Consider the following 20,593-nt stretch of genomic DNA (forward strand, 5'->3'; position numbering starts at 1 on the left):
CCCGACGGTCGTGCCACAGGAACGGGTTCGCTATATGAACTTCACAAAGTACGACCTAGGACGCCTGGACAAAGGCGCGACTGTCGTCGTCACGCTGAGTACCGGCGCGAACGTGCGCCTCATGGACAGCTCAAACTTCAACAGCTACCGAAGCGGCCGCCGCCACCAGTACCGCGGCGGGCTCGCGAATCGATCGCCGATGCGGATCGTGGTTCCGTCGACAGGGAACTGGTACTTGACGGTCGATCTTGCGGGGCTACGAGCATCGCAGGTCCGTTCCAGTGTTGCAGTCGAGCCGCCGGCACTCCCGGTGGCTCGCTCAGCCCAATCGCCTCTGATTGGTATCCGAAACGAGCCGCCGACTCATCTGACCCCTGACGACACGGGGCAGACTTGGGACGTCTTCATCTCGCATGCAGGAGAGGACAAGCAGGCCGTAGCCCTCCCGCTGTTCGACGCGCTCACGGAGCGAGGCCTAAAGGTGTGGCTAGACAAGGGTGAATTGCGCATCGGGGACAGCCTTCGACGCAAAATTGACTACGGGCTCGCTCACTCTTCGTTCGGGGTCGTCGTCTTTTCGAAGTCGTTCTTTGCAAAGGGGTGGCCGCAGTACGAGCTCGACGGGATCGTAGGATTGTCCGTGGCGGGGAAACAACGCATGCTGCCTATCTGGCACGAGATTTCCAAAGACGAAGTCGAGGCCAACTCTCCGTCCCTTGCCGACAAGATCGCCCGGACCACGGCTGTGAGTACGATTGCCGAGATCGCGGACGAGATCGTCTCCGTTGTTCGGGATGCGGACGCCGCCTAGATCAGAAGCGAGCCGCCTCCGACACTACCGCCGGGCACAATAGAGACGGCTTCGGTGAGACGGAAGACCCGAATCTTGCAATAGCCGCTCCGGGGTTCTCGGGTCTCATCTCGCGACAGCTCTCGCGAGATGAGACACACCCTCTTGCTCTCTGCTCGGCACAGCTACGTTCACAACCGTCACTGAACTGACCTTCGAGACTCCGCCGTGGTCGACGCGGCGAACGTTCTCCGCTTACCCCCGGAATAGGCGCGACACACACCGCTCCCGCTTCCTCCGGACTGTCTTTCCTGGCGTTCGGTCGCTGGCGAACAGATTCGCTCTCACTCGATCGTCCGTGACCGGATTTCGGAGCATACGCTGGGCGGCACCCGGATGGCACACCCATCCTCCGTGACCACAGTGAGGTGACCCAGATGACCCCGTTCAACGTAGATCGACGCAGCTTCCTACAGATCACAACTGCAGGAGTAGCGGTCGCGGTCTTCGGCCTTGGCGCCGACTCAGCGGTAGCTGCGTCCAAGAAGCCGCCCCGCGTGACCATCACCGATCTCGGGGCTGGCGCGACGGTCTTCTCGCTCGCAGGGTCGGTGCACATCGGGGACGTCGTCTACGTCGCTTCTCGCAACATCGACCCGATGCTCGTGGTGGGCTACGACCTGGACAAAAACGCCGTGACAACTATCACTGAGGTTCCTGGCAGCAAGAGCGCCCAGGCGCTGACCACGAGCAGCGACGGACGATACGTCTACGTCGGGATCGATGGCACCAAGTCGGACACGCTGAAGAACCTCATTCGAATCGATGTCTCCCAGCCTGACGCGCCGCGGGAAGAGCTTGTTCGGATCCCGAAATTCAACGCGTTGCACATGACTACGGCTCCCGACGGCGTGATCTTCCTCGTCGGCCAGCCCGGGGGTGACATTCACGAGTACAACCCCAAGACGGGCGCCACCCGCCTTCTCGCGAATCCGGAGCCGACCGCACAGTGGGGGCGCACTGTGGTCGCCACCGATTCGACGGTGTACGTCGGATATCGCGGACGCGGTGCCGACGGCACCGGCAGCGCGGCGAAGCTGTACGCCGTCGACCGCACCAGCGGCGTTGCGACCTCGATCCTGCCGCAAGAGTTCGCGGCCGCCACGGAGCTTCGCGACCTCGGGATCATGGATGACAAGCTCATCGCGGTCGGCAGCACCGCTGGTGGAGTGGGCGTCGCGCTCATCGACCTGGATACCCCGGCGAACTACACGATCGCCTCGACGGGACGCACACTCGCGAAGCTGCCGATCACGTATGACGGGAAGATCTACTTCGCCGGCGACGGCGTGACCGAGTACAATCCCGCCTCCGGCGAGTTCCGGAACATCGACCTTCCCGATGGCCAGTATGGCGAGACCTGGGGCCTGTTCGAGCGAAACGGACGTCTGGTCGTGACTTCAGGTTTCGGATTGATCTTCGAGATTGATCCTGCGACCTTCGAGACTGTGCAGCATGACCTTGTCGAAGGCGGCGCACCGGCGGGCCCCCAGCTCGCGATGAGTGTCACTGCGTCCTCGCAATACGTCTACGTCGGCGGCAACAACGCGATCGCGCGTCACGACCTCCGCACCGGCGAAGTGGTGAACCTCTACGCACCGGGCGAGGCAAAAGACGGGGCCATCGTCGATGGCGTCTACTACACCGGTCAGTACAGCGGCGTCGGCATCATGCGATACGACCCTCGCTCCGACGGGCGCTGGCCCGTCGTCGCAGCAACGTTGCCCCACGGCCAGAATCGGCCGCAGGATGTGCAGTGGGATGCCGCCACCTGCCGACTACTGGTCGGGAGCCAATCCGACACCGCCGGTGGAGGCGCCTACTTCGCATTTGATCCCGCCACCGGCACTCTTTCCACCGAGGCGCTCAATCCGTTCGGTGATGGCCAGTACGTGCGTCAACTGACCGCGAGCGACGGCATCGCGTATCTCGGCGGACAGCAGGCGACCGGTGATGGCGGCACCATCCTCGCGTGGGATCAGCGCAACCGCCGCGAACTCTGGAGGCTGGCGCCCACCTCCCTGAAACGAGGGATCACGGGCCTCGCGGTACACGGCCACTACCTGTATGTAGTCGCCTACGCGGGCGCCTTCGCGGTGATCGACCTGCGCAATCGCACGGTCGTGCACGAGTCCCAGCACAACGATCTCATCCCCAACTGGGGCACGCTCCTGGTGCATCGGGGCCAGGTATACGGCGCTTCCGCGGAAAGCTTCTTCCGATTCGACCGGCGCACGTTCGCGATCGAGCCTCTCGCCACCGGACTGGGCGGCGAGTGGTACGGGATGCCGCGGGTCTCCGTTGACGAGCGTGGAAGGTTCTACGGGATCAAAGGCCGCAACCTCGTACGCATCGAAGTTCAAGGCTGAACCACCAGGGCGGGTAGTCCGTCACAAACATGTGCGGATGATCCACGGCTGTGGAGGCGTGGCCGCCTCCACAGCCGGCGCTGCGATCGCGCTCCGACGACGCAAGGGCGATCCGGATGCAGCGAGCCAACCCAGGAAACCGGGCGGCTCATCGGCGGGGTTGTGGCGAGGTGTGATGCCGCTCCTCAACCCCGCCGAGAGGCGCCGTCAGGTGCCCACGACGCCCGACCGCGTTGAGCCGAGCTCAGTCGGGCGCTTCAGCGGGATCGCCGCGTTCCAGGTGTCGGTGACTGTCGAGAAACCGCCTTCGCCGTCGGCCACTGCCGCAAACATGTGCGTCGGCACTCCGTGGTCGATCAGAAGGAACGGGCGCTCGAAGTGGCCCACCTCACCGAGGCCATCGTCCCAGCGGATCGTCCGCGAGTAGGCGAGCGGAGCATGGTCGAGCTCCCATTCGATACCGTCGGGAGAGTACGCGTGAATACCCGCGTAGACAGTTCCCGCGACATTGCCCTCCATGTCTTTCGCGATGAGGTCCCAGCCTCGGTCCGTCTTCCAGATGAAAGGGTCTTCCAGATGGAACTCCGGCGGAAAGATGGATTCTTCGGATCGGGAGTACGGTCCCAGCACAGACGGAGCGGTTGCTACGCCGAGTCGCATCATTCCATGGGTGCCGTCTTCATATGCTCGGGCTTTGTACACGAGTAGCACCGATCCGTCTTCGTCGACCCAGGGGGCGGGGTTCGATGTGAAGAAGCTGTCGAAATGCGCTGGTCGTGGGTTCAGGATCGGACTGTCCGAACGGGTCCAAGGCCCCTCGAGACTGCGAGCTGTCGCGACTCCGATGCGCTTGTTGGCCCGCGCGACGATGCACCGTGGATCGTTCAGGTCGAAACCGTCCGTCGCTGACACATCCGACAGTGGATGCGTCGTTCCCATGTAGAAGAGGGCGTAACCATCGGGAGTGCGAGTGATCTGCGGGTTGTGGGTCGAACGGCCATCCCAGTACTGAGGACCCCGCGCCGGCAGTACCACCTCGACGAAAGCGAACGGTCCCGCCGGCTCATCGGATACTGCTCGAACGACTTCTGAGCCCACCATCCAGCCTGGGTGCATCGGGAGCGATTTCGGCCACCGAGACGCGAACATGTGCCATCGTCCGTCCTCGCCTTCGATGACGGACGCACACCACACCCAATACCCGTCCATGCGAAAACCCGACGATCGAGAGGCGGGCAGGAAGAGTTCGGAAATCGACATCGGTCCCTGACTTTCTGTGGGCGAATTCGGCCATTGTGTGCGACCAGTCGCGCGGTGGTCCTACGCGAGAACGTTCAGTTCTTCCCACCTCACGGGATGGATCGCGTCGCCGCCAGCCGTGAAGCGGTCCAACTCATCGAGAACGGCTTTTCCGAGCAGGCGTAGCTCGGCGCCGTGCGCGCCGGCGAGGTGCGGGGTCACGAAGACGTTGGGCAGGCGCAGGAGTTCGTGTCCGATGGGCAGCGGCTCGGGATCAGTGACATCGAGCATCGCTGACAATCGACCGGTGCGAAGCTCGGCCAACAGTGCTTCCTGGTCGATCAGCGCGGGACGGGCCGTGTTGATCAGGGTGCTGCCGTCGCGAAGACGAGCGAGCTGCACGGCACCGATCATGCCGCGCGTGGCAGGGATATCGGGGGCATGGATGCTCACGACCTCGGCCCGCGCGAACAGCTCGTTCAGTCCCAGGAGTTCCACGCCGAGTTTCGCCGCTTCGGTTGCGTCGAGCGTTGGGTCGGCCACCAGGATGCGGCAGCCATAGGCCTGGAGGATCGCGATGGTCGCCCTGCCCGTTCGCGATGCGCCCACGATCCCCACCGTCGACTCGAAGACGCCGGACACCTCGGCCTCATCGGGCATCGCCGCTGCAGTGCCTCGAGTCGCATAATCCCGAGCTTCGGAGAGTGCGCGTTTCAGGGCGAGGACGATCAGCGACGCGGCGAACTGGGCCACGGGAGTCGCGTTCGCATGGGCAGCACTCGTCACGCGGATGTCGCGGTGCCACAGCTCAGGCGTAGCGAATCCTCGCACCGTCCCTCCTGCGTGCAGCACGGCGCGCAGCGACGGCATTCTGTCGAGCATCTCGGTCGTGAGTCGGGGCGCACCCCATCCGGTCAACAGCACCTCGATATCGGCGAGCGACGGGTGCGTGCCATCTGTCCATGTCACGTCGACATCGATGTCGGTGAGGCGCCGAACCCGTGCCAGCAGTTCCTCGCCGAACAACGCATGCTGCAGCCCATCACGCATGGCGAACGCCGCCAACGGTCGAGTTCTCATTGATTGTTCGGGCACGAGTAGTCCGGGCGTATGGTCGCTCATGGCTCAGCGACCGCCGAGTCCGGCCGTCGCGATGCCCTTCACCAGATGCTTCTGGAGGGCGATCACGATGATCACCGTGGGCACCATGGCGATCAGCGAAGCCGCGAGCTGCAGATCGGTGCGGGTGAGGTACTGACCGGCGAAACTGGCCAGACCGATCGGAAGAGTGCCATGCGCGGCGTAGTCCGTCGTGATGACCAGCGGCCAGAGGTAGCCGTTCCAGAACGAGAGGAAGGTGAATACCGCCAGGACAGCGACCGCGGGACCGGCCAACGGAAGTACGATCCGCAGGAACGTGCGGACGGGGCCCGCGCCATCGACGCGCGCAGCTTCCTCCAGCTCGAACGGGATGCCACGGAAGAACTGTCGCATCAGGAACGTCCCGAATGCGGTGAAGGCGAAAGGAACGATGATGCCCTGGTACGTGTCCACCCATCCGAACCACTGCATCAGGATGAACATCGGGACGACGAGGATCTCCTGCGGCACCATCAGCGTGCCGAGGAATAGAACGAACACCACATCGCGGCCCTTCCATCGCAGGCGGGCGAATGCATAGCCGGCGGTCGTCGATACCGCGAGCACGAGGATCGTTCCGAGTACCGATACGAACAGCGAGTTGCCGATATACGTGAGGAACGGGCCGTACTGGAACACATCGACGAAGTTGGACCAGCGCACCTCTGTACCGAACAGGGACGGCGGGGTTTCGAAGATCTGATCGTTCGGTTTCAGGGCCGAGAAGAAGGCAAAGATCAGCGGCACCATGAAGAGGGCGCCCGCTGCGTACACGCCGACGTGAGCGAGTACGAGCTTGATTCGCGAGAAGCGTGACCGGCCGGCTCCTGCCGCAGTTCGCCCCTTCGATGTCGATGACGGCGCCGGGTCAGGCCCGTTCAATGCGACCGGCGACCCGGCACGATCGGCGCGCGTGAGCTGCTCAGTGCTCATAGTGGACCCACTTTCGCTGCGCTCGGAACTGGAGGACCGTGATGGCGATGATGATCACGAAGAGGATCCATGCCGCTGCGGCGGCGAAGCCGAGGTCCTGGAACACGAACCCCTGGTTGTAGATGAACATCACGAGAGGTTGGGTGGCGTTGCCGGGTCCGCCTCCGGTGAGGAGTTGCGGCTGCACGAAGACCTGCAGTGCTGTGATCATCGTCATGATCGTCGCGAAGAAGACGGAGGGCGAGATCATCGGCAATACGATGCCGAAGAATCTCCGGGCGCCACGCGCCCCGTCCATGGTTGCGGCCTCCATGACTGACTCCGGCAGTTGCTCGATCGCCGCGGAGAAGATGAGCATGTTGTAACCGAGGCCCTGCCAGACGGACATCACGACGACCATGACCATGGCCCAGTACGGATCGGCCAGCAGGTTCGGCATGTCGATGCCGAACCACGACGTCGTTACCCCGTCGACCAGTCCGTCGGGCTGAAGAACCATCTTCCAGATCAGCACGGTCGCGACCATAGGAGTGACGACCGGTATGAAGAAGAGCACTCGGAGCGCCGACCGCCCTCTGATCCTCGGACCGAGCGCCCACGCCAGCCCTAGGGAGATGGCCACCGTCATCGGCACGGAAAGCACCGTGAAGACGATCGAGTTCCGCAATGCCGGCCAGAAGTCGGGGCTGTCGTTGAAGAGTCGTGCGTAATTGTCCAGACCGATGAATGTCTTCTCGCCGAATGTCGGCCAATCGAAGAAGCTCATCGCGACGGACAATGCCACCGGTACGACGGTGAACAACGCGACTCCGAGCATCGCCGGGCTGACGAATCCCAACGCGTGCCATGTTTCGCGACGCTGCATCACGCCCGGTCTGCGCCGCTCCAAGGCGATAGTCATCGTCTCATCGCCCGAACTGAGACTGAGCGTTCTCCAGCATCTCGTCCATGCTCATCTGGCCGGTGTAGACGCTGACGAGATTCGGCTGCGTGTAGGCGCCGATCTTGGACCACTCCGAAGTCACTCGCTGACCTTCGACGTTCTCGAAAGCGGCCTCGAACGCCGCACGAACGGTCTCGCGATGCTCTTCCGGGAGCGACTCGAAATACAGGGGCTGCGAGTCGATCCGCGCAGGATACCCGCGGCCGGACTCGGCGATCTCATCCTGCACCTCCGGGCTGGAGAGCGAACCCAGAACCCTGAGGGCCGCATCCGTGTTCTCGCAGCTCTGGGAGAGACCGTAGCCGGACCCGAGGATCATGCTCAGAGGTTCTGCGCCATCAGCGGCCGGGAGCGTTGCGATTCCGGCCGCGAAGCCCGCCTCGTTAGCGAGGTAAGCGCCCGCGTTCCAGCTTCCGTCGATCACCATGGCGGCGTTTCCGTTGCTGTACTGGTCTCGCGCCCAGTTGGCGTCGGCGGCAGAGGCGACGGGCTGCGCCACTTTATCCTTCAGCACCAGGTCGGCGAAGGCATTGGCTGCCTCGGCGAAATCGGGATTCACGAGATCGAGCTCGCCGTCCTCGTTCACCGGTTGCGTCCTGCTGATCGACATCGGGATCGCCTGCCAGGTCGAGGGGGAGATTCCGACCGCGAAGCCGTCCTTGCCATCTGTGGTCGTCGCCTTGGCCGCGTCCCGGAACTCGTCGAAAGTCCAGCCAGGTTGCGGTGAGACGCCTGCCGTGTCGAGCAGATCCTGATTGGTGAAGATGACCATCGTCGCGATGTCCCACGGGATCCCGAAGAGGGAATCGTTCGCGCTGAGAATATCCATCGCACCATCGGCATAGTCGTCGCGATCGATGCCGGCGGTCTTCAGATCGGCATCGCTCAGGGCGCGGAAGCCGTCCGTGTAGCCGGTCAGCATGCTGCTGTTCATCGCGGCGACGCACGCCATGTTCCCCGAGGCCAGGTCGGTTGTCATCTTGGTGAAGTAGTCGGCCCATGGTGAGGTCCGCAGCTCGATGGTCAGATCCGGGTTCTGCTCCTGCGCGACAGCGATCTGAGATTCAAGAGCTGCCGTCTCTTCTTCACTGCTCGCCCATGCGCTGACCACAACAGTGTCGTCGCCGCCACCGGCATCGTCGGTGCTTCCGGAGCATCCCGAGAGTAGAAGGGTGGCTGACGCCGCGATCGCGGAAATGCCGAGCAGTGATTTCTTGATTGACGGACTCATCATCGACTCCAGAGGTTCGGGTTCAGGTTCGCGCGACGTGACGTGACGTGACGCGATGGGGGTGTGGCGCGGCCCGGCGGCATACGACCGAGTGGACCGCGACGCAACGATCGTAAGCTTGGCTGTTCACCAGAGTCATGCGTATACGAGGTCGAGACAGATCGAATCGGATCGAATAGGGTCAGTAAGGTTGGATTCGTTGGCGTTACCACGCGCAGCGAGATGAAATGGAGGCCGGCCTAGCAGGGGAGGAGCACATGAGCGATCAGCGCGTGCTTTTCGCGATCGAACGACGCGAGCGCATACTGGATGACCTCCGCACTCGCGGGTCTGTGACTGTGCGCGCGATCGCCGAAAGCCTCGGTGTCGCAGAGATCACCATCCGACGTGACATCAATGCTCTCGCTGACCGGGGGCTTGTCACCCGTGTCCATGGCGGCGCCACTCTGCGGAGCAGCCTGGACCGCACAGTCGCTCTCGAGGCAGAATCCGCTCAGCCGCAGTATCGAATCGGTATGGTGCTGCCGACCTTGAGCTACTACTGGCCGGAGATCATCAACGGCGCCCGCGCCGCGGCGACGTCAGCCAACGCGCAGATCGTGTTGCGTAGCGCGTCCTACGAGCCCCGCGATCAACAGCGGCAGCTCATGGCTCTCATCGAGTCCGGGACCTTGCACGGACTGATCGCCGCACCTGAGACGACCGGAAAGGACGGCGCCGCGATCCTCGAATGGCTCGACGGCCTCGATATCCCGGTCGTTCTCGCCGAGCGCCGAGTTCCCACAGCTCTTGCACTGCGCCATTTGGAATGGGTATGCACCGACCACGAGTTCGGCGCGATCCTGGCCGTGCATCACCTGTACAACGAAGGGCATCAGAGAATCGGTCTGGCCCTGCCGCCGACGTCACCAACATCGAATCGCCTCCGCGATGGCTGGCTCCGCGCCGGCGAAGAACTCGGCCTCGAGACGCCGCCCGAGCTGGAGCACGTGCTCGAGATCGCAGCGAACAGCGATCTCGATCGCAACCTCGCGGACCTGGTCGACCGCTGCGAGAAAACCGGCACGACGGCGTTGATCGTGCATTCCGATCCGCAGGCCCTGCATCTCGAGCACTACTGCATCGACCACGGCGTTCGCATACCTGAAGATCTCGCGATCGTCGCTTACGACGACGAGATCGCTGCGAGCGGAGAGCCCCCGATCACTGCCCTTCGACCACCGAAGTCGGATGTGGGGAGAGTCGCGGTGGAAACGATGGTCGAGCGACTCGAGAACGGCCCGTCACGACCGGTCCGCCGAACCGACCTCCTCCCCGAACTCGTGGTCAGGGCGTCATCACTCACAAACCGATCATGAATGGCGGCTACTGAGCAGGCAGGATCGGGATCCGCGGCGTGAGCTGCGGATCCCGTCTCAGTCGATCCTCAACGATGGCTTGACCTGAAACTCTGACAACTCTCGTGAGACAGAATGCTCTGCAGGTCGATCACGGCTCCCGCGGATTTCCGCGGGAGGTGTGTCTCATTTCAAGACAACTCTGGTGAGATCGGACAGCGAGCTCGCCGCGCTACCGACGCCTACCTCAGGTGATGCCCGCTCGCCGTCGGCCCCGCAGTCAAACGGCCGGCTGCTGCTGTGTCGCGCAGTGAATGGTCCCGCCGCCGCTCATGAGGCCGTCGGTGGCGATCTGAAGGACGACGCGATCCGGGTACAACTGCGAAACCCGATCGAAAGCGATGCGATCGGATGCCGCGTCACCGAATTGGCTCATGATGATGCAGTCGTTCGCCTCGTAGTACCCGATGTATCCAGGCGCGGTCGTGAGCGCGAATTCCTCGATGGTGCGACTCGTGATCGGATGCTCGGTGTTCCGCGCCCGCACGGATGAGTAGACCTTCTCGATGTCGGGGGTCGGCAGTTCCCGTGTCGAAAGGCGTGCTGTCGGTGAACCGAACAGTGCCATTCTCTGCTCCGGCCGCAGCGCGTTGAGCTCGGCGACGGACGACTCCAGAGCCGTGCGGTTGCGCTGGTCCGAGGGCTCGAACTTCTCGTCGAAGGCGAAGACGAGCAGGTCTTCGCCCACGAAACGCGCGGTGAAGTCCACGTGCCAGTCCGTCAGCTCGACGCCGGTGACGCCCGGCATCCACAGCATGTACTCGACACCGAACAGGCGTCGAAGCTCGCCCTCGATCTCTGCTCTCGTCTTGCCCGGGTTACGGTTCGGATTCACGATGCAGCTCTCCATCGCGATGCCGAGACCGGCGCCGTTGACCTCGAGTCCGCCGCCCTCCATCGTCAGCCAGGTGTCGACGACCGGTGCGTCAGCGAGGCGTGCGATGGAGGCAGCGACCCCTCGATCGCGGTCGACCGGCTGATCCAGGACGCCATTCCTCGTCTTCTCGGCATCCTTGCGCCACCCGGGAAGTGACGTCGAGATCGGCCACTGCCCCCACCCGTTGAAGTTCAGGTCGACAGCGTGAAGCCGCCGCGCGGCGTCTCTGACGAACACGGGGGCCGTGTCTCGAGTCCAGAGATCGTCGAGCGGGCTGCGGAAGAAGGTGATCCGGTTCGGATCGATCGGCGGCATATCGCTCGATCTGGCGATGCCGCCCGTGAAGATCCGGCCCGTATCGTCCAGCTCGTTCGAGAGCTGGTCCTTGGGAGATACGCCCCCGATGATGTCGGTGAGGAACCCCCTCGCCTCCGCCTCGTCTTCTGTGGAGTCGACGAGCATCGCGACAGGCTCGAAGCGGGACAGATTCGCGGCGATCCTCATCAGATCCTGACGAGCGAGGGTTCGGCTGTTGCCGATGTCCCGCCCGAACGGAGACAACAAGTCCTCCCCCCAGGCGCCCGGCGTCGCCCCGTACGCCATCCACGTCATCGCGTGCGGAGCACCTTCAGCGGGCATGACCAAACCCGCCGGCGAGAGAGGTTGCAGATCGGACATGTGTGCCTTTCGAGTCATTCGTCCACCTTGATGGTGTCCCAGTAGTACATTCCCCACGGTGCGGCCGTGAAACCCGAGACGCGGTCGCTCACCGCGTGCAGCACCTGGTATTCGGCGAGGCTGATCACGTTGGCGCTCGCGAGCGTGTCGTCCTGTACCGCCTGAACGATCTGCTGCTTCTCTTCCGGAGTACTCGCCGTCGTGTAGTCGAGGTACTGCTGAGTGATCGTCTCCGTCTCGTATCCGGTGAACAGCCAGTCTCCGCCGGCGAACACCCCCAGCGGATCGACGACATCGGGGGAGATGGCCCCGGTAGACCAGAGCACCATGTCGGCGTCGAGCCCGTAGGCCCGGCTGAGGAACACGCCGGTCTCCTGCGGGCTCAGCGTGACCTCCACGTCGATCTCATCCAGGTTCGCCTTGAGAATCTGCGCGACGAGAGCGTCGGTGGGGTTCGCCGAGTCGTAGATCAGCTCCAGGGGTTCCGTCGTATCGAAGCCGCTCTCGTCGAGAAGATCGACGGCCGCCTCTCGGTCGAGCGCATACGGCTTTCGAGTCGGCGGCACCCAGTTCTCGAGGTTCGGCGGAACGATTCCCTGAGGCTCCGAGCCGTAGCCCTTGAAGGCCCCGGCAATGATGGACTCGTAGTCGATGGCGTAGGCGATTCCTTGACGCACGCGTTCGTCGTCCAGGGGCGCGCGCGTCGTGTTGAAGCTCAGGTGCTCGACCTGACTGGCCGGTAAGGCGACGAGGGCATCGCCGTACGCTGCGGCATCGATCGGGCTCACATACTCCGAGATGTCGACCTGCCCCGCAAGGTACTGCGCACTCCTCTCTGTGGCATCCGGCAGCACATCGATGACGACCTCATCCAGATACGGTCGCCCCGACTCGTAGTAGTGAGGGTTCTTCTTGAGGATGGTCTTCCCGCCCGGCGACCAGTCCGCCACCACGAAAGCGCCGGCCGCGACGGGGGCCGAGAAGTACTCGTCCTTCGTCTTCCCACCGAAATCAGAGGGGAAGATGGCGGACGAAGACCACGTCATCAGCACGGGGAACGTGGTGTCCGGAGTCGAGAACGAGAACACGACAGTGCGATCGTCGGGGGTCGAGACGGAAGCGATGTTCGCATACAGGGAACCGACGTTGGGGCCTTCGGCCCACACGTCCGCGGAGAACGCGACGTCCTCGGACGTCAGGTCGGAACCGTCGCTGAAGAGCAGCTCGTCACGCAGAACGAACGTCCACGTCAGCGCCGCAGGATCGAACGTCCACGATTCCGCCAATCCGGGCGCGAGGCCCGTGCCATCAGGCGTCACCCGCACGAGCGGCTCGAGAACCCCTTGAAGGGTCTGGAAGGTGCCGTAGGCCGCAGCGCTGTCCGGATCCCATCCTTCGAAGGACTCGGCTCGCGCGACGTGCAGGATCGCCTCGTCGCCACTGCCCGAACCCGATGGCCCTGACGACGTGCATGACGCGAGAACGATGCCGATGGCTCCGAGTGCCAGGGCGGCCCCGGCACGCTTCGCGGCGCGCCTCATCAGTACGGTCATGATTTCACCAGTCCCTCGAGCCGCGGAGTGCGCAACGGCGGCGTCCGTCGATGACCCGTCGCCTCGAAAGCGGAGGCGATCTCGAGCAGCGCCGTGTCGTCATACGCGCGCCCTGCGAAGGTGAGTCCCACCGGCATCCCGATGTCCACTCTGGTGCCCATGGGCACCGTCACCGTGGGGATGCCGAGATGTCGGGGAACGAGATTGCCGTTCGCGACCCAGACGCCGTTGCGCCAGCCTCGCGCTGCGGAGATCGGATTCACGTCCATGTCTGCGGCACCCACATCCGCGGCGGCGGGGAACACGACCGCGTCCAGTCCGAGAGAATCCATCCAAACTTCCAGATCGACGCGGCGGGTCTCCTCGAGCCCGCGCAGGCCGTCGGCGAGTTCCGGCATGTCGTCGAGAGTCGCGCCCTCGTGGGCACGCGCCCACTCCGGATAGTCCGAGATGTCGTCATCGAACCCGGTGTAGCGATCAGGGAGCGTGACCTCGTCGGGCGGGAAGATCTGCGAGCCGTCGACATCCGCGAGGCGATGCAGGGCAGGGTCGCCGTTGGCCTCGAGGAATTCGTTCCAGGACCACGCGGAGAGGTCGACGGTCTCGCGCCGAAAATACTCGGGACTGACCAGTCCTCGCGTCGCGATGGTCGACGCGCCGGGCCGATCCCCCTCGTAGTTCGACACGACAGGGAAGTCGACTTCGACGACCTCCGCCCCTGCGTCCTCCAGGTCATGCTTCGCCGCGTGCCAGAGTCGGACGATCGTGGGGTGCGTCTCGATCCGCTGCCCCGTGGGACCGCCGATTCCGACGCCCCGCTCAGCTTCGGCGACGCCGGCATCCGGATCGGCGTTGATGTACATCCGGGGGATGCCGAATCGGATGCCGCGCAGTCGGTCCTGCGCGGCCGTCAGGTCCGCGGGGCGCAGCGCCGCATAAGAAGGAGGGCGGACAGACGACGCGCTCGGGATGCTCACCCAGGGCTGCACGCGCCAGAAGTCGCCGCGGGTCTCCGGATCGTCAGCGACGATCACGTCGAGCACCTCGAGAAGGTCGGCCATCGTGCGGGTATGCGGCACGACGACATCCATCGTCGGGACGAGTGGCCAGTTGCCGCGCACCGAGATCACGCCGCGCGACGGCGTATAGGCGCACAGGGCGTTGTTCGACGCGGGCGCGCGACCGGACGACCAGGTTTCTTCACCCAATCCGAAGGCGGCGAACGACGCGGCGGTCGCGGTGCCCGACCCGTTGGACGAGCCCGACGCGAAGGCGGCCGTGAGGTACCGCGCGCTGTAGGGGCTCTCGGCTCGTCCGTACAGTCCGCGCTGCATGCCGCCGTTCGCCATCGGCGGCATGTTGGTCAGACCGATCAGCACCGCGCCTGCCGCACGCAGACGCTCGATCGTGAAGGCGTCCCGTTGGGCGATGAGGTTCGCGAACGCGGGGCTACCTGCCGCGACGCTGAGGCCCCGCGCGAGATAGCTGTCCTTGGCCGTGTAGGGGATCCCGTCGAGAGGACCGAGCGTCGCCCGGCGCGCCCGGCGTTCGTCGGACGCGCGGGCCTCGAGAAGCGCATCCGGGTTCATCACGACCAGAGCGTTGAGTGCCGTCGCGGTTCCGGGCCGGTCGTAGGCCTCGATGCGCGCGAGGTAGGCGAGGGTGAGCGATTCGCTCGTCGCCCGCCCGTCTTCCAGGGCCGCACGCAGGTCGGCGATCGACGCCTCGACGACATCGACGACGACGGACGTCTGCGTGGTCATCTCGCGCTCCGGGTCGTCGGGGCGGGGATCTGCTGCGTGATGCAGTGCGGGCCCCCGCCGCCGAACGCGATGGTCGCGCCGGGAACGCCGACGATCTCACGACCGGGGTACGAGGTACGCAGGAACTCGAGCACGGGTTCGTCGTGCGCATCGCCGCCGATCGGCACGATGACGGCACCGTCGGCGAGGTAATGATTCGCGAACGACACCTCGGAGTCGACATGCGGGTCGAGGAGCGCCACCTCGATCTCGCGTCCGGCCGCATCGCGGGCCTCGCCGAGTCGGGCGAGGTTGGCACGCGCGCGGAGGTACTCCGTGGATGCCGGGTCGGTGGGCACTTCGAGCAGCACACGCCCGGGTGCGATGTACTGGGCGACTCCGTCGACGTGTCCGTCGGTGCCCGCGGGTCCAACATCGAGGCTGTGCCCGTAGGGAAGCCAGATGATTTTGGAGACGCCCAGGTAATCACGCAGGCCCTGCTCGATCTCCTCCTTCGACATCGTCGGGTTGCGGTTCGGGTTGAGCAGGCACTGCTCCGTGGTCAGCAGCGTCCCCTCGCCATCCACGAAGAAGGCGCCGCCTTCGAGCACGAACGGTGCACGGAACAGCGGGATGCCGAGATGTGCGGCAATGCGGTCGGGGATCAGTGCGTCCTGGTCATGCGGATGCCACCGCTCGCCCCAGGCATTGAAGCCGAACTTGACGGCAGCGAGATCGCCGCGGTCGTTCGTGACGAATGCCGGGCCGCTGTCGCGCGCCCAGGAGTCGTCGACGGGAACCTCGAGAGGTTCGACCCCGGCGCCGCAGAGGGCGATCACCTCGGCGGACTGACCCGGGTTGCACAGCATGATCACCGGCTCGAACGCGGCGATCGCCCGAGCCACCGTCGCGTAGTCGCGCTTGGCCTCATCGAGCCGGTCCTTCCAAAGCGCGAGGCGGGCAGGCCAGACCATCACGCAGCCGGAATGCGGTGCCCATTCGGCGGGCATCGAGAAGCCGGCATCGGCCGGGGTGGTGTTCGTGTCGATCACGACGGACCTCCGTTGGTTTTCGTGTGTTCACACTATCTTGGATCTCATCCAATTCTTTCGCAACCTCGACCGAGAATCCACCGAAATAGGAGAAGCAGCATCAGGACACACGACGAACAGCGCTCCCGAAGGAGCGCTGTTCGTCGTGCGATGTCAGGCCTGAGCGCCCGACCTGACGTTCAGGAAGGCCGCGCAGACACGCATGCACAGCTGTAGCATCCGCTCGCGATCGAATCCGGGCGCACCCACGGTGAGCTGGACCGAGAGACCATCGATGGATGCCGAGATCAGCTGCGACACGTCCTCGAGGTCGTCGAAGGAGAACACGCCGCGGTCCCGCCCATAGGCGAGCACCCCGCTGAGGATCTGCAGCCAACGATCGTCGAGTTCGTTATGAACGTCCGCGACCGTGTCGTCGGTCGCCGCATCGGACCACACCTGGAACCAGAGGATCCAGCCGGTGTCACCTCGACCGTTCGACGCCGAGAGCTCGATGAGCCGTTCCAACCGCGCCCACGGCTCTTCGATGCCGTCGAGCTCAGCATCCACCTGATCGACGAGCGACTCCTCGCTACGACGAATGGCCAGCATGAGCAATTCGGTCTTCGAAGGGAAGTAGTAGGTCACGTGGCCCGGAGTCATCCCGGCACGCTCGGCGATGTCCGAGACTCGCACATTCGCAAGCCCGAGGTCCGCAATGGCTTTCGCCGCTGCTTCCACCACGATCTGCTGGCGGGCTTGCCCCTTCGCCAGTCGGCCGGTCACCCCACTCATAGTGGATCCATCCTAGCCGCGCCGTTCGCCGGCACCCCAAGACGTTCCGATGGTGCAGCGTCGGTGTCCCAGGCGAAGTGACAGGCGGCGCGCTGATCCGGTGCCGGCCCCGCGAGCACGGGCACTCGGTCCGTGCACTCAGGCCTCGCGACGGGGCAGCGTGGATGGAATCGACACCCGGACGGAACGGAGTGCAAGCTGCCGGGTTCGCCGCTGAGCGCCGATCCTCCCGACAGCTTCTCGAAGCCCAGCCGAGGCGCCGCTGACAGGAGGGCGGCCGTGTACGGATGCCGAGGGTCCTCGAAGAGGTCTTCCGTCGGACGGTCCTCGACCACCGTGCCCAGGTACATCACCACGACGCGATCGCAGAGATGTCGCACCACAGCGAGGTCGTGTGAGATGAAGAGGATCGTCAGCCCGAGTTCCGCGCGCAGCCGTTGTAGAAGATTGAGGATCGCGGCCTGCACCGACACATCCAGAGCCGCCACCGATTCGTCGGCGACGAGCACTTCCGGCTCGAGCGCCAGCGCACGGGCGATTCCGACGCGCTGTCGTTGTCCTCCGGAGAGCCGACGGGGGTAAGCCTGCAAGAGCGACACCGGAAGCTCTACCCGTCGCATGAGCTCCTCCGCCCGCGCCTGCACGTCCGCTGGCGCCACCATGCGGTGCACACGGAGGAGCTCGCGTAGCGTCTGCCCGATCGTCATCGAGGGGTCGAGCGATGCGCTCGGATCCTGGAAGACCATCTGCACACGTCGCGTCTGCTGTGGGGTGCGGCGCGGGCTCAGAGTCTCACCATCGAGCGTGATCGACCCGCCGGCGAGCGGCGCGAGCCCGACCAGCGCCTTGGCGAGCGTCGACTTGCCGCAACCCGACTCCCCGACAATGCCGACCACCGATCCGCGCTCCACGACCAGGTCGAGCTGCTCGATCGCATGCACTTCAGGAACGGCGTGCCCGCGGACGCGCGCCCAGAGCGCCGATCCCACACGGTAGCTGACGGTGAGGTCATGTGCCTCCAGCAGGACGCTCATGCCGCCACCGCCTCGAGCACTTCAGGGCGGATGCAGGCGGTGGCTCTCTCGCCGTCTCCGTCGAGGGTGTACGGCGCCCGGAGGCACTCCTCCGTCGCGAATGCGCAGCGCGGAGCGAATCGGCATCCGCTCGGGAAGTCGCGCGGGTCCGGTGGGGACCCGGGGATCGTCGCCAGTTCGTCCGTTCCGCCGGCGAAAGAGGGCGCCGATGCCAGTAGGGCCGCCGTGTAGGGGTGGCGCGGTGAGCGCAGCACCTCGGCCACAGGTCCGGTCTCGACGACCCTTCCGGCGTACATCACCGCGATGCGATCGCATACCTCGGAGACGACGGCCAGATCGTGCGAGACGAAGACCATCGCCATGCCGCGCTCTTCTTGCAGGCCGCGCAGCAGTCCGAGGATCTGGTCTTGGATCGTGACGTCGAGGGCCGTCGTCGGTTCGTCGCAAAACAGGATCTCGGGTCCTGTGGCGAGGGCCGCGGCGATCATCACGCGCTGGCGGAGCCCTCCCGACAGCTCGTGCGGCCACATGCGAGCACGGCGCGCAGGTTCGGGGATGCCGACGCTCGCCATGAGCTCGATCACCCGCTCCTTGATCGCGCGTCGGGAACGTACGCCGGTGACCCGCACTGCCTCCCCGATGAGGTCGCCGACGCGCATCGTCGGGTTCAGGGCGGTCATCGGTTCCTGGAAGACCATTGCCGCCCCTCGTCCGCGCACGCGCTCGGCATCCGCTCCGATCTTGCCGTCTGCGAACGCGTAGCGCACGGATCCGGTCGATGTTCCGCCCCGCGGCAGCAGGCCGAGCACGGCGCGCAGCGACAGGCTCTTGCCCGATCCGGACTCGCCGACGATACCCAAGGACTCCCCGGCGCGGACGTCGAAAGAGATCCCGTCGACCGGTGTCACGGTGTTTCCTCCCAGCGACAGCGAGACGTGCAGGTCTCGCACGCTGATCACGTTCCGGGTCATTTCCTCGTCCATTCTTCGATTCCCTCTCCGACCAGGCTCAGGCCCAGCCCGAAACCGACGACCACCAGTCCCGGCACGGTCGAGAGCCACCACTGCTCTCGGATGTACGGTTGGCCGGCGGCGATCATCGCTCCCCACTCCGGCGTCGGCGCCTGGATGCCGAGCCCGAGGAACGACAGCGCAGCGAGCCCGAGGGTCGCCCCGACGATGTCCGACGGCAGGTAGACGAGGGTCTGGCCGACGGAGTTCGGGAAGACATGCCTCCAGAGTGTTCGGCGGCCTGAGAGGCCGGATGCCCTCGCCGCCGAGACGTAGTCGAGCCCACGTTCGCGGAGCACCTCAGTGCGGATCAGTCGCGCATACGAGACCCACGCGATCAGCGTGAAAGCGACCAGGATCGACGTCACGCCGGGCCCGAGGGCGAAGACGAGGGCGATGATGAGGATGTAGGTGGGGAACGCCTGCACGATGTCCGAGATGCGCATGATCACACCATCGAGCCACCCGCCGCGGAAGCCGGCGACGGCCCCGAGGAAGGTGCCCAGCGCGGCCGGCAGCGCTGCACCGAGGAAGCCGACGAGCAGATCGATCCGTGAGGCGTGGATGAGTCGGGAGAGCACGTCGCGCCCGAGTTCGTCGGTGCCGAGCCAATGTGCGGCGCTCGGGGCGGCGAGCGAGTTCACGACGTCCTGTGCGAGCGGATCGTACGGTGCGATGAGGGGGGCGAACACCGCGGCGAGCACGTACACCGCCACGATCGAGATCCCCACCCATACGCGCCGGGGTAGGCGGGTGCGCTCTGCGGCGACGATCAGTCGCGTCTTCGGAGAAAGTGCTCCGACCGTGTCGGCGGCAATGGCGCTCATGATTCGACCTCCAGTCGTGGATCGGCCATCGAGGTGACGATGTCGGCGATGAGGAACACCACGACGACCGCCAGCGCGAACAACAGGGTGTATCCCTGGATGGTCGGTATGTCGCGTTGACGGGCGGCCAGGACGATGCCCTGCCCGATGCCGGGGAGCGCGAATGTGGTCTCGACCACGACCGCACCGAACAGCAGATAGCCGATGTTGAGGGCGAGGATCGAGACGGTCGGCGGGGCCGCGTTGCGAAGCACGAAGCGCGACATGATGCGCCCGTTCGAGAGACCGAGGGAGCGCGCCGTCGTGACGTGCTCGGCGCCCAGGACCTCGATGATGCTCGTGCGCAGGCTGCGGATCTGCAGTGGAGCGATTGAGAGGGCGAGGGTGAAGGCGGGCAGCAGCACCGAATGCAGGTGCTCAGCCGGCGTCGACCCGAATCCGCCGACGGGGAACCATCCGGTCGGTACTGCGACCGCGAGGATCAGCACGATCCCGACCCAGAACGAGGGCATGGACAATGCCACGAGACCGAACGCCCTCGCACCGTGATCGATCGGTCCGTCGGGTCGGCGGGCCGAGAGGATCGCGAGCGGCACGGAGATCGCGAGCGACATCAGCGCGCCGATCCCCAGAAGCCAGAGGGTCGCGGGCAGCCGCTCGGCGACGATGGCCGCTACCGCCTCGTTCGACTTGAACGAGTAGCCGAGGTCTCCGGTGAGCAGGCGCCCGACGTAGGCGAAGTACTGCACGATCGCTGGGTCGTTCAACCCGAGCTGCTCGCGGACGATCTCGAGCTCGGCTTCCGGGGCGCGAAGGCCGACAATCAACCGCGCGGGGTCGCCGGGGGTGATCTTGAGGATCAGGAAGACCAGCAGCACGATGCCGAGCAGCAGCGGGACCGCGAGGGCCAGCCGTTTGACGATGAAGAGGTAGCGTCCCACGGC

At 65.1% G+C, this 20,593-nt stretch carries 17 protein-coding genes; 3 read left to right on the forward strand and 14 right to left on the reverse strand.

Annotated elements, in window-relative coordinates; all coding sequences use genetic code 11:
* Window positions 1-34 precede the first annotated feature (34 nt).
* Both V5D55_RS10030 and V5D55_RS10035 read left to right on the forward strand, forming a co-directional pair.
* Window positions 35-811: a DUF1883 domain-containing protein gene (locus V5D55_RS10030; protein WP_435742486.1), complete on the forward strand. Its 777-nt coding sequence runs from the start codon at window positions 35-37 to the stop codon at window positions 809-811.
* Between the two features lie 536 nt (window positions 812-1,347).
* On the forward strand, window positions 1,348-3,219 hold the full coding sequence (locus tag V5D55_RS10035) for a hypothetical protein (RefSeq protein ID WP_435742488.1): 1,872 nt from the start codon (window positions 1,348-1,350) through the stop codon (window positions 3,217-3,219).
* Window positions 3,220-3,426: 207 nt separating this feature from the next.
* Here V5D55_RS10035 and V5D55_RS10040 read toward each other — a convergent pair whose 3' ends face one another.
* The 5 genes from V5D55_RS10040 to V5D55_RS10060 form a co-directional block, all read right to left on the reverse strand.
* Window positions 3,427-3,849 carry a hypothetical protein gene (locus V5D55_RS10040; protein WP_435742490.1) on the reverse strand — a complete coding sequence of 141 codons (423 nt, stop codon included), beginning with the start codon at window positions 3,847-3,849 and terminating at the stop codon, window positions 3,427-3,429.
* A gap of 690 nt (window positions 3,850-4,539) precedes the next feature.
* Window positions 4,540-5,508: a hydroxyacid dehydrogenase gene (locus V5D55_RS10045; protein WP_435742492.1), complete on the reverse strand. Its 969-nt coding sequence runs from the start codon at window positions 5,506-5,508 to the stop codon at window positions 4,540-4,542.
* Window positions 5,509-5,583: 75 nt separating this feature from the next.
* Window positions 5,584-6,531, reverse strand: a complete 948-nt coding sequence (locus tag V5D55_RS10050) for a carbohydrate ABC transporter permease (RefSeq protein ID WP_435742494.1) — start codon at window positions 6,529-6,531, stop codon at window positions 5,584-5,586.
* Entirely contained in the window at window positions 6,521-7,432 is a 912-nt protein-coding gene (locus tag V5D55_RS10055) for a carbohydrate ABC transporter permease (protein ID WP_435742497.1), read from the reverse strand. Before V5D55_RS10055 ends, V5D55_RS10050 begins: the two co-directional genes overlap by 11 nt.
* A 4-nt stretch (window positions 7,433-7,436) precedes the next feature.
* On the reverse strand, window positions 7,437-8,705 hold the full coding sequence (locus V5D55_RS10060; protein WP_435742499.1) for an ABC transporter substrate-binding protein: 1,269 nt from the start codon (window positions 8,703-8,705) through the stop codon (window positions 7,437-7,439).
* A gap of 257 nt (window positions 8,706-8,962) precedes the next feature.
* Between V5D55_RS10060 and V5D55_RS10065 the strand changes: the two genes are divergently transcribed.
* On the forward strand, window positions 8,963-10,063 hold the full coding sequence (locus V5D55_RS10065; RefSeq protein ID WP_435742501.1) for a substrate-binding domain-containing protein: 1,101 nt from the start codon (window positions 8,963-8,965) through the stop codon (window positions 10,061-10,063).
* A 259-nt stretch (window positions 10,064-10,322) separates the two neighbouring features.
* Here V5D55_RS10065 and V5D55_RS10070 read toward each other — a convergent pair whose 3' ends face one another.
* From V5D55_RS10070 to V5D55_RS10110, 9 genes are all read right to left on the reverse strand, one after another.
* Window positions 10,323-11,618 (reverse strand): agmatine deiminase family protein, encoded by a 1,296-nt coding sequence (locus V5D55_RS10070; protein WP_435742504.1) that lies wholly within the window; start codon window positions 11,616-11,618, stop codon window positions 10,323-10,325.
* A gap of 53 nt (window positions 11,619-11,671) precedes the next feature.
* Window positions 11,672-13,210, reverse strand: a complete 1,539-nt coding sequence (locus V5D55_RS10075) for an ABC transporter substrate-binding protein (protein ID WP_435742506.1) — start codon at window positions 13,208-13,210, stop codon at window positions 11,672-11,674.
* Window positions 13,207-14,973, reverse strand: coding sequence for an amidase (locus V5D55_RS10080; protein ID WP_435742508.1), 1,767 nt, complete (start codon window positions 14,971-14,973; stop codon window positions 13,207-13,209). Before V5D55_RS10080 ends, V5D55_RS10075 begins: the two co-directional genes overlap by 4 nt.
* Entirely contained in the window at window positions 14,970-16,004 is a 1,035-nt protein-coding gene (locus V5D55_RS10085) for an agmatine deiminase family protein (RefSeq protein WP_435742510.1), read from the reverse strand. Before V5D55_RS10085 ends, V5D55_RS10080 begins: the two co-directional genes overlap by 4 nt.
* Before the next feature lie 153 nt (window positions 16,005-16,157).
* A complete protein-coding gene (locus V5D55_RS10090) occupies window positions 16,158-16,778 on the reverse strand; it encodes a TetR/AcrR family transcriptional regulator (protein WP_435742512.1) in 621 nt (206 codons plus the stop codon).
* Entirely contained in the window at window positions 16,775-17,812 is a 1,038-nt protein-coding gene (locus V5D55_RS10095; RefSeq protein WP_435742514.1) for an oligopeptide/dipeptide ABC transporter ATP-binding protein, read from the reverse strand. The genes V5D55_RS10090 and V5D55_RS10095 overlap by 4 nt, the downstream gene beginning before the upstream one ends.
* Entirely contained in the window at window positions 17,809-18,783 is a 975-nt protein-coding gene (locus tag V5D55_RS10100) for an ABC transporter ATP-binding protein (protein ID WP_435742516.1), read from the reverse strand. Before V5D55_RS10100 ends, V5D55_RS10095 begins: the two co-directional genes overlap by 4 nt.
* On the reverse strand, window positions 18,780-19,649 hold the full coding sequence (locus tag V5D55_RS10105; protein ID WP_435742518.1) for an ABC transporter permease: 870 nt from the start codon (window positions 19,647-19,649) through the stop codon (window positions 18,780-18,782). Before V5D55_RS10105 ends, V5D55_RS10100 begins: the two co-directional genes overlap by 4 nt.
* Window positions 19,646-20,590, reverse strand: a complete 945-nt coding sequence (locus V5D55_RS10110; protein ID WP_435742520.1) for an ABC transporter permease — start codon at window positions 20,588-20,590, stop codon at window positions 19,646-19,648. The genes V5D55_RS10105 and V5D55_RS10110 overlap by 4 nt, the downstream gene beginning before the upstream one ends.
* Window positions 20,591-20,593: the final 3 nt, after the last annotated feature.

The sequence above is a fragment of the Microbacterium sp. PMB16 genome (assembly GCF_051294855.1).
In the GTDB taxonomy this organism is placed as follows: domain Bacteria; phylum Actinomycetota; class Actinomycetes; order Actinomycetales; family Microbacteriaceae; genus Microbacterium.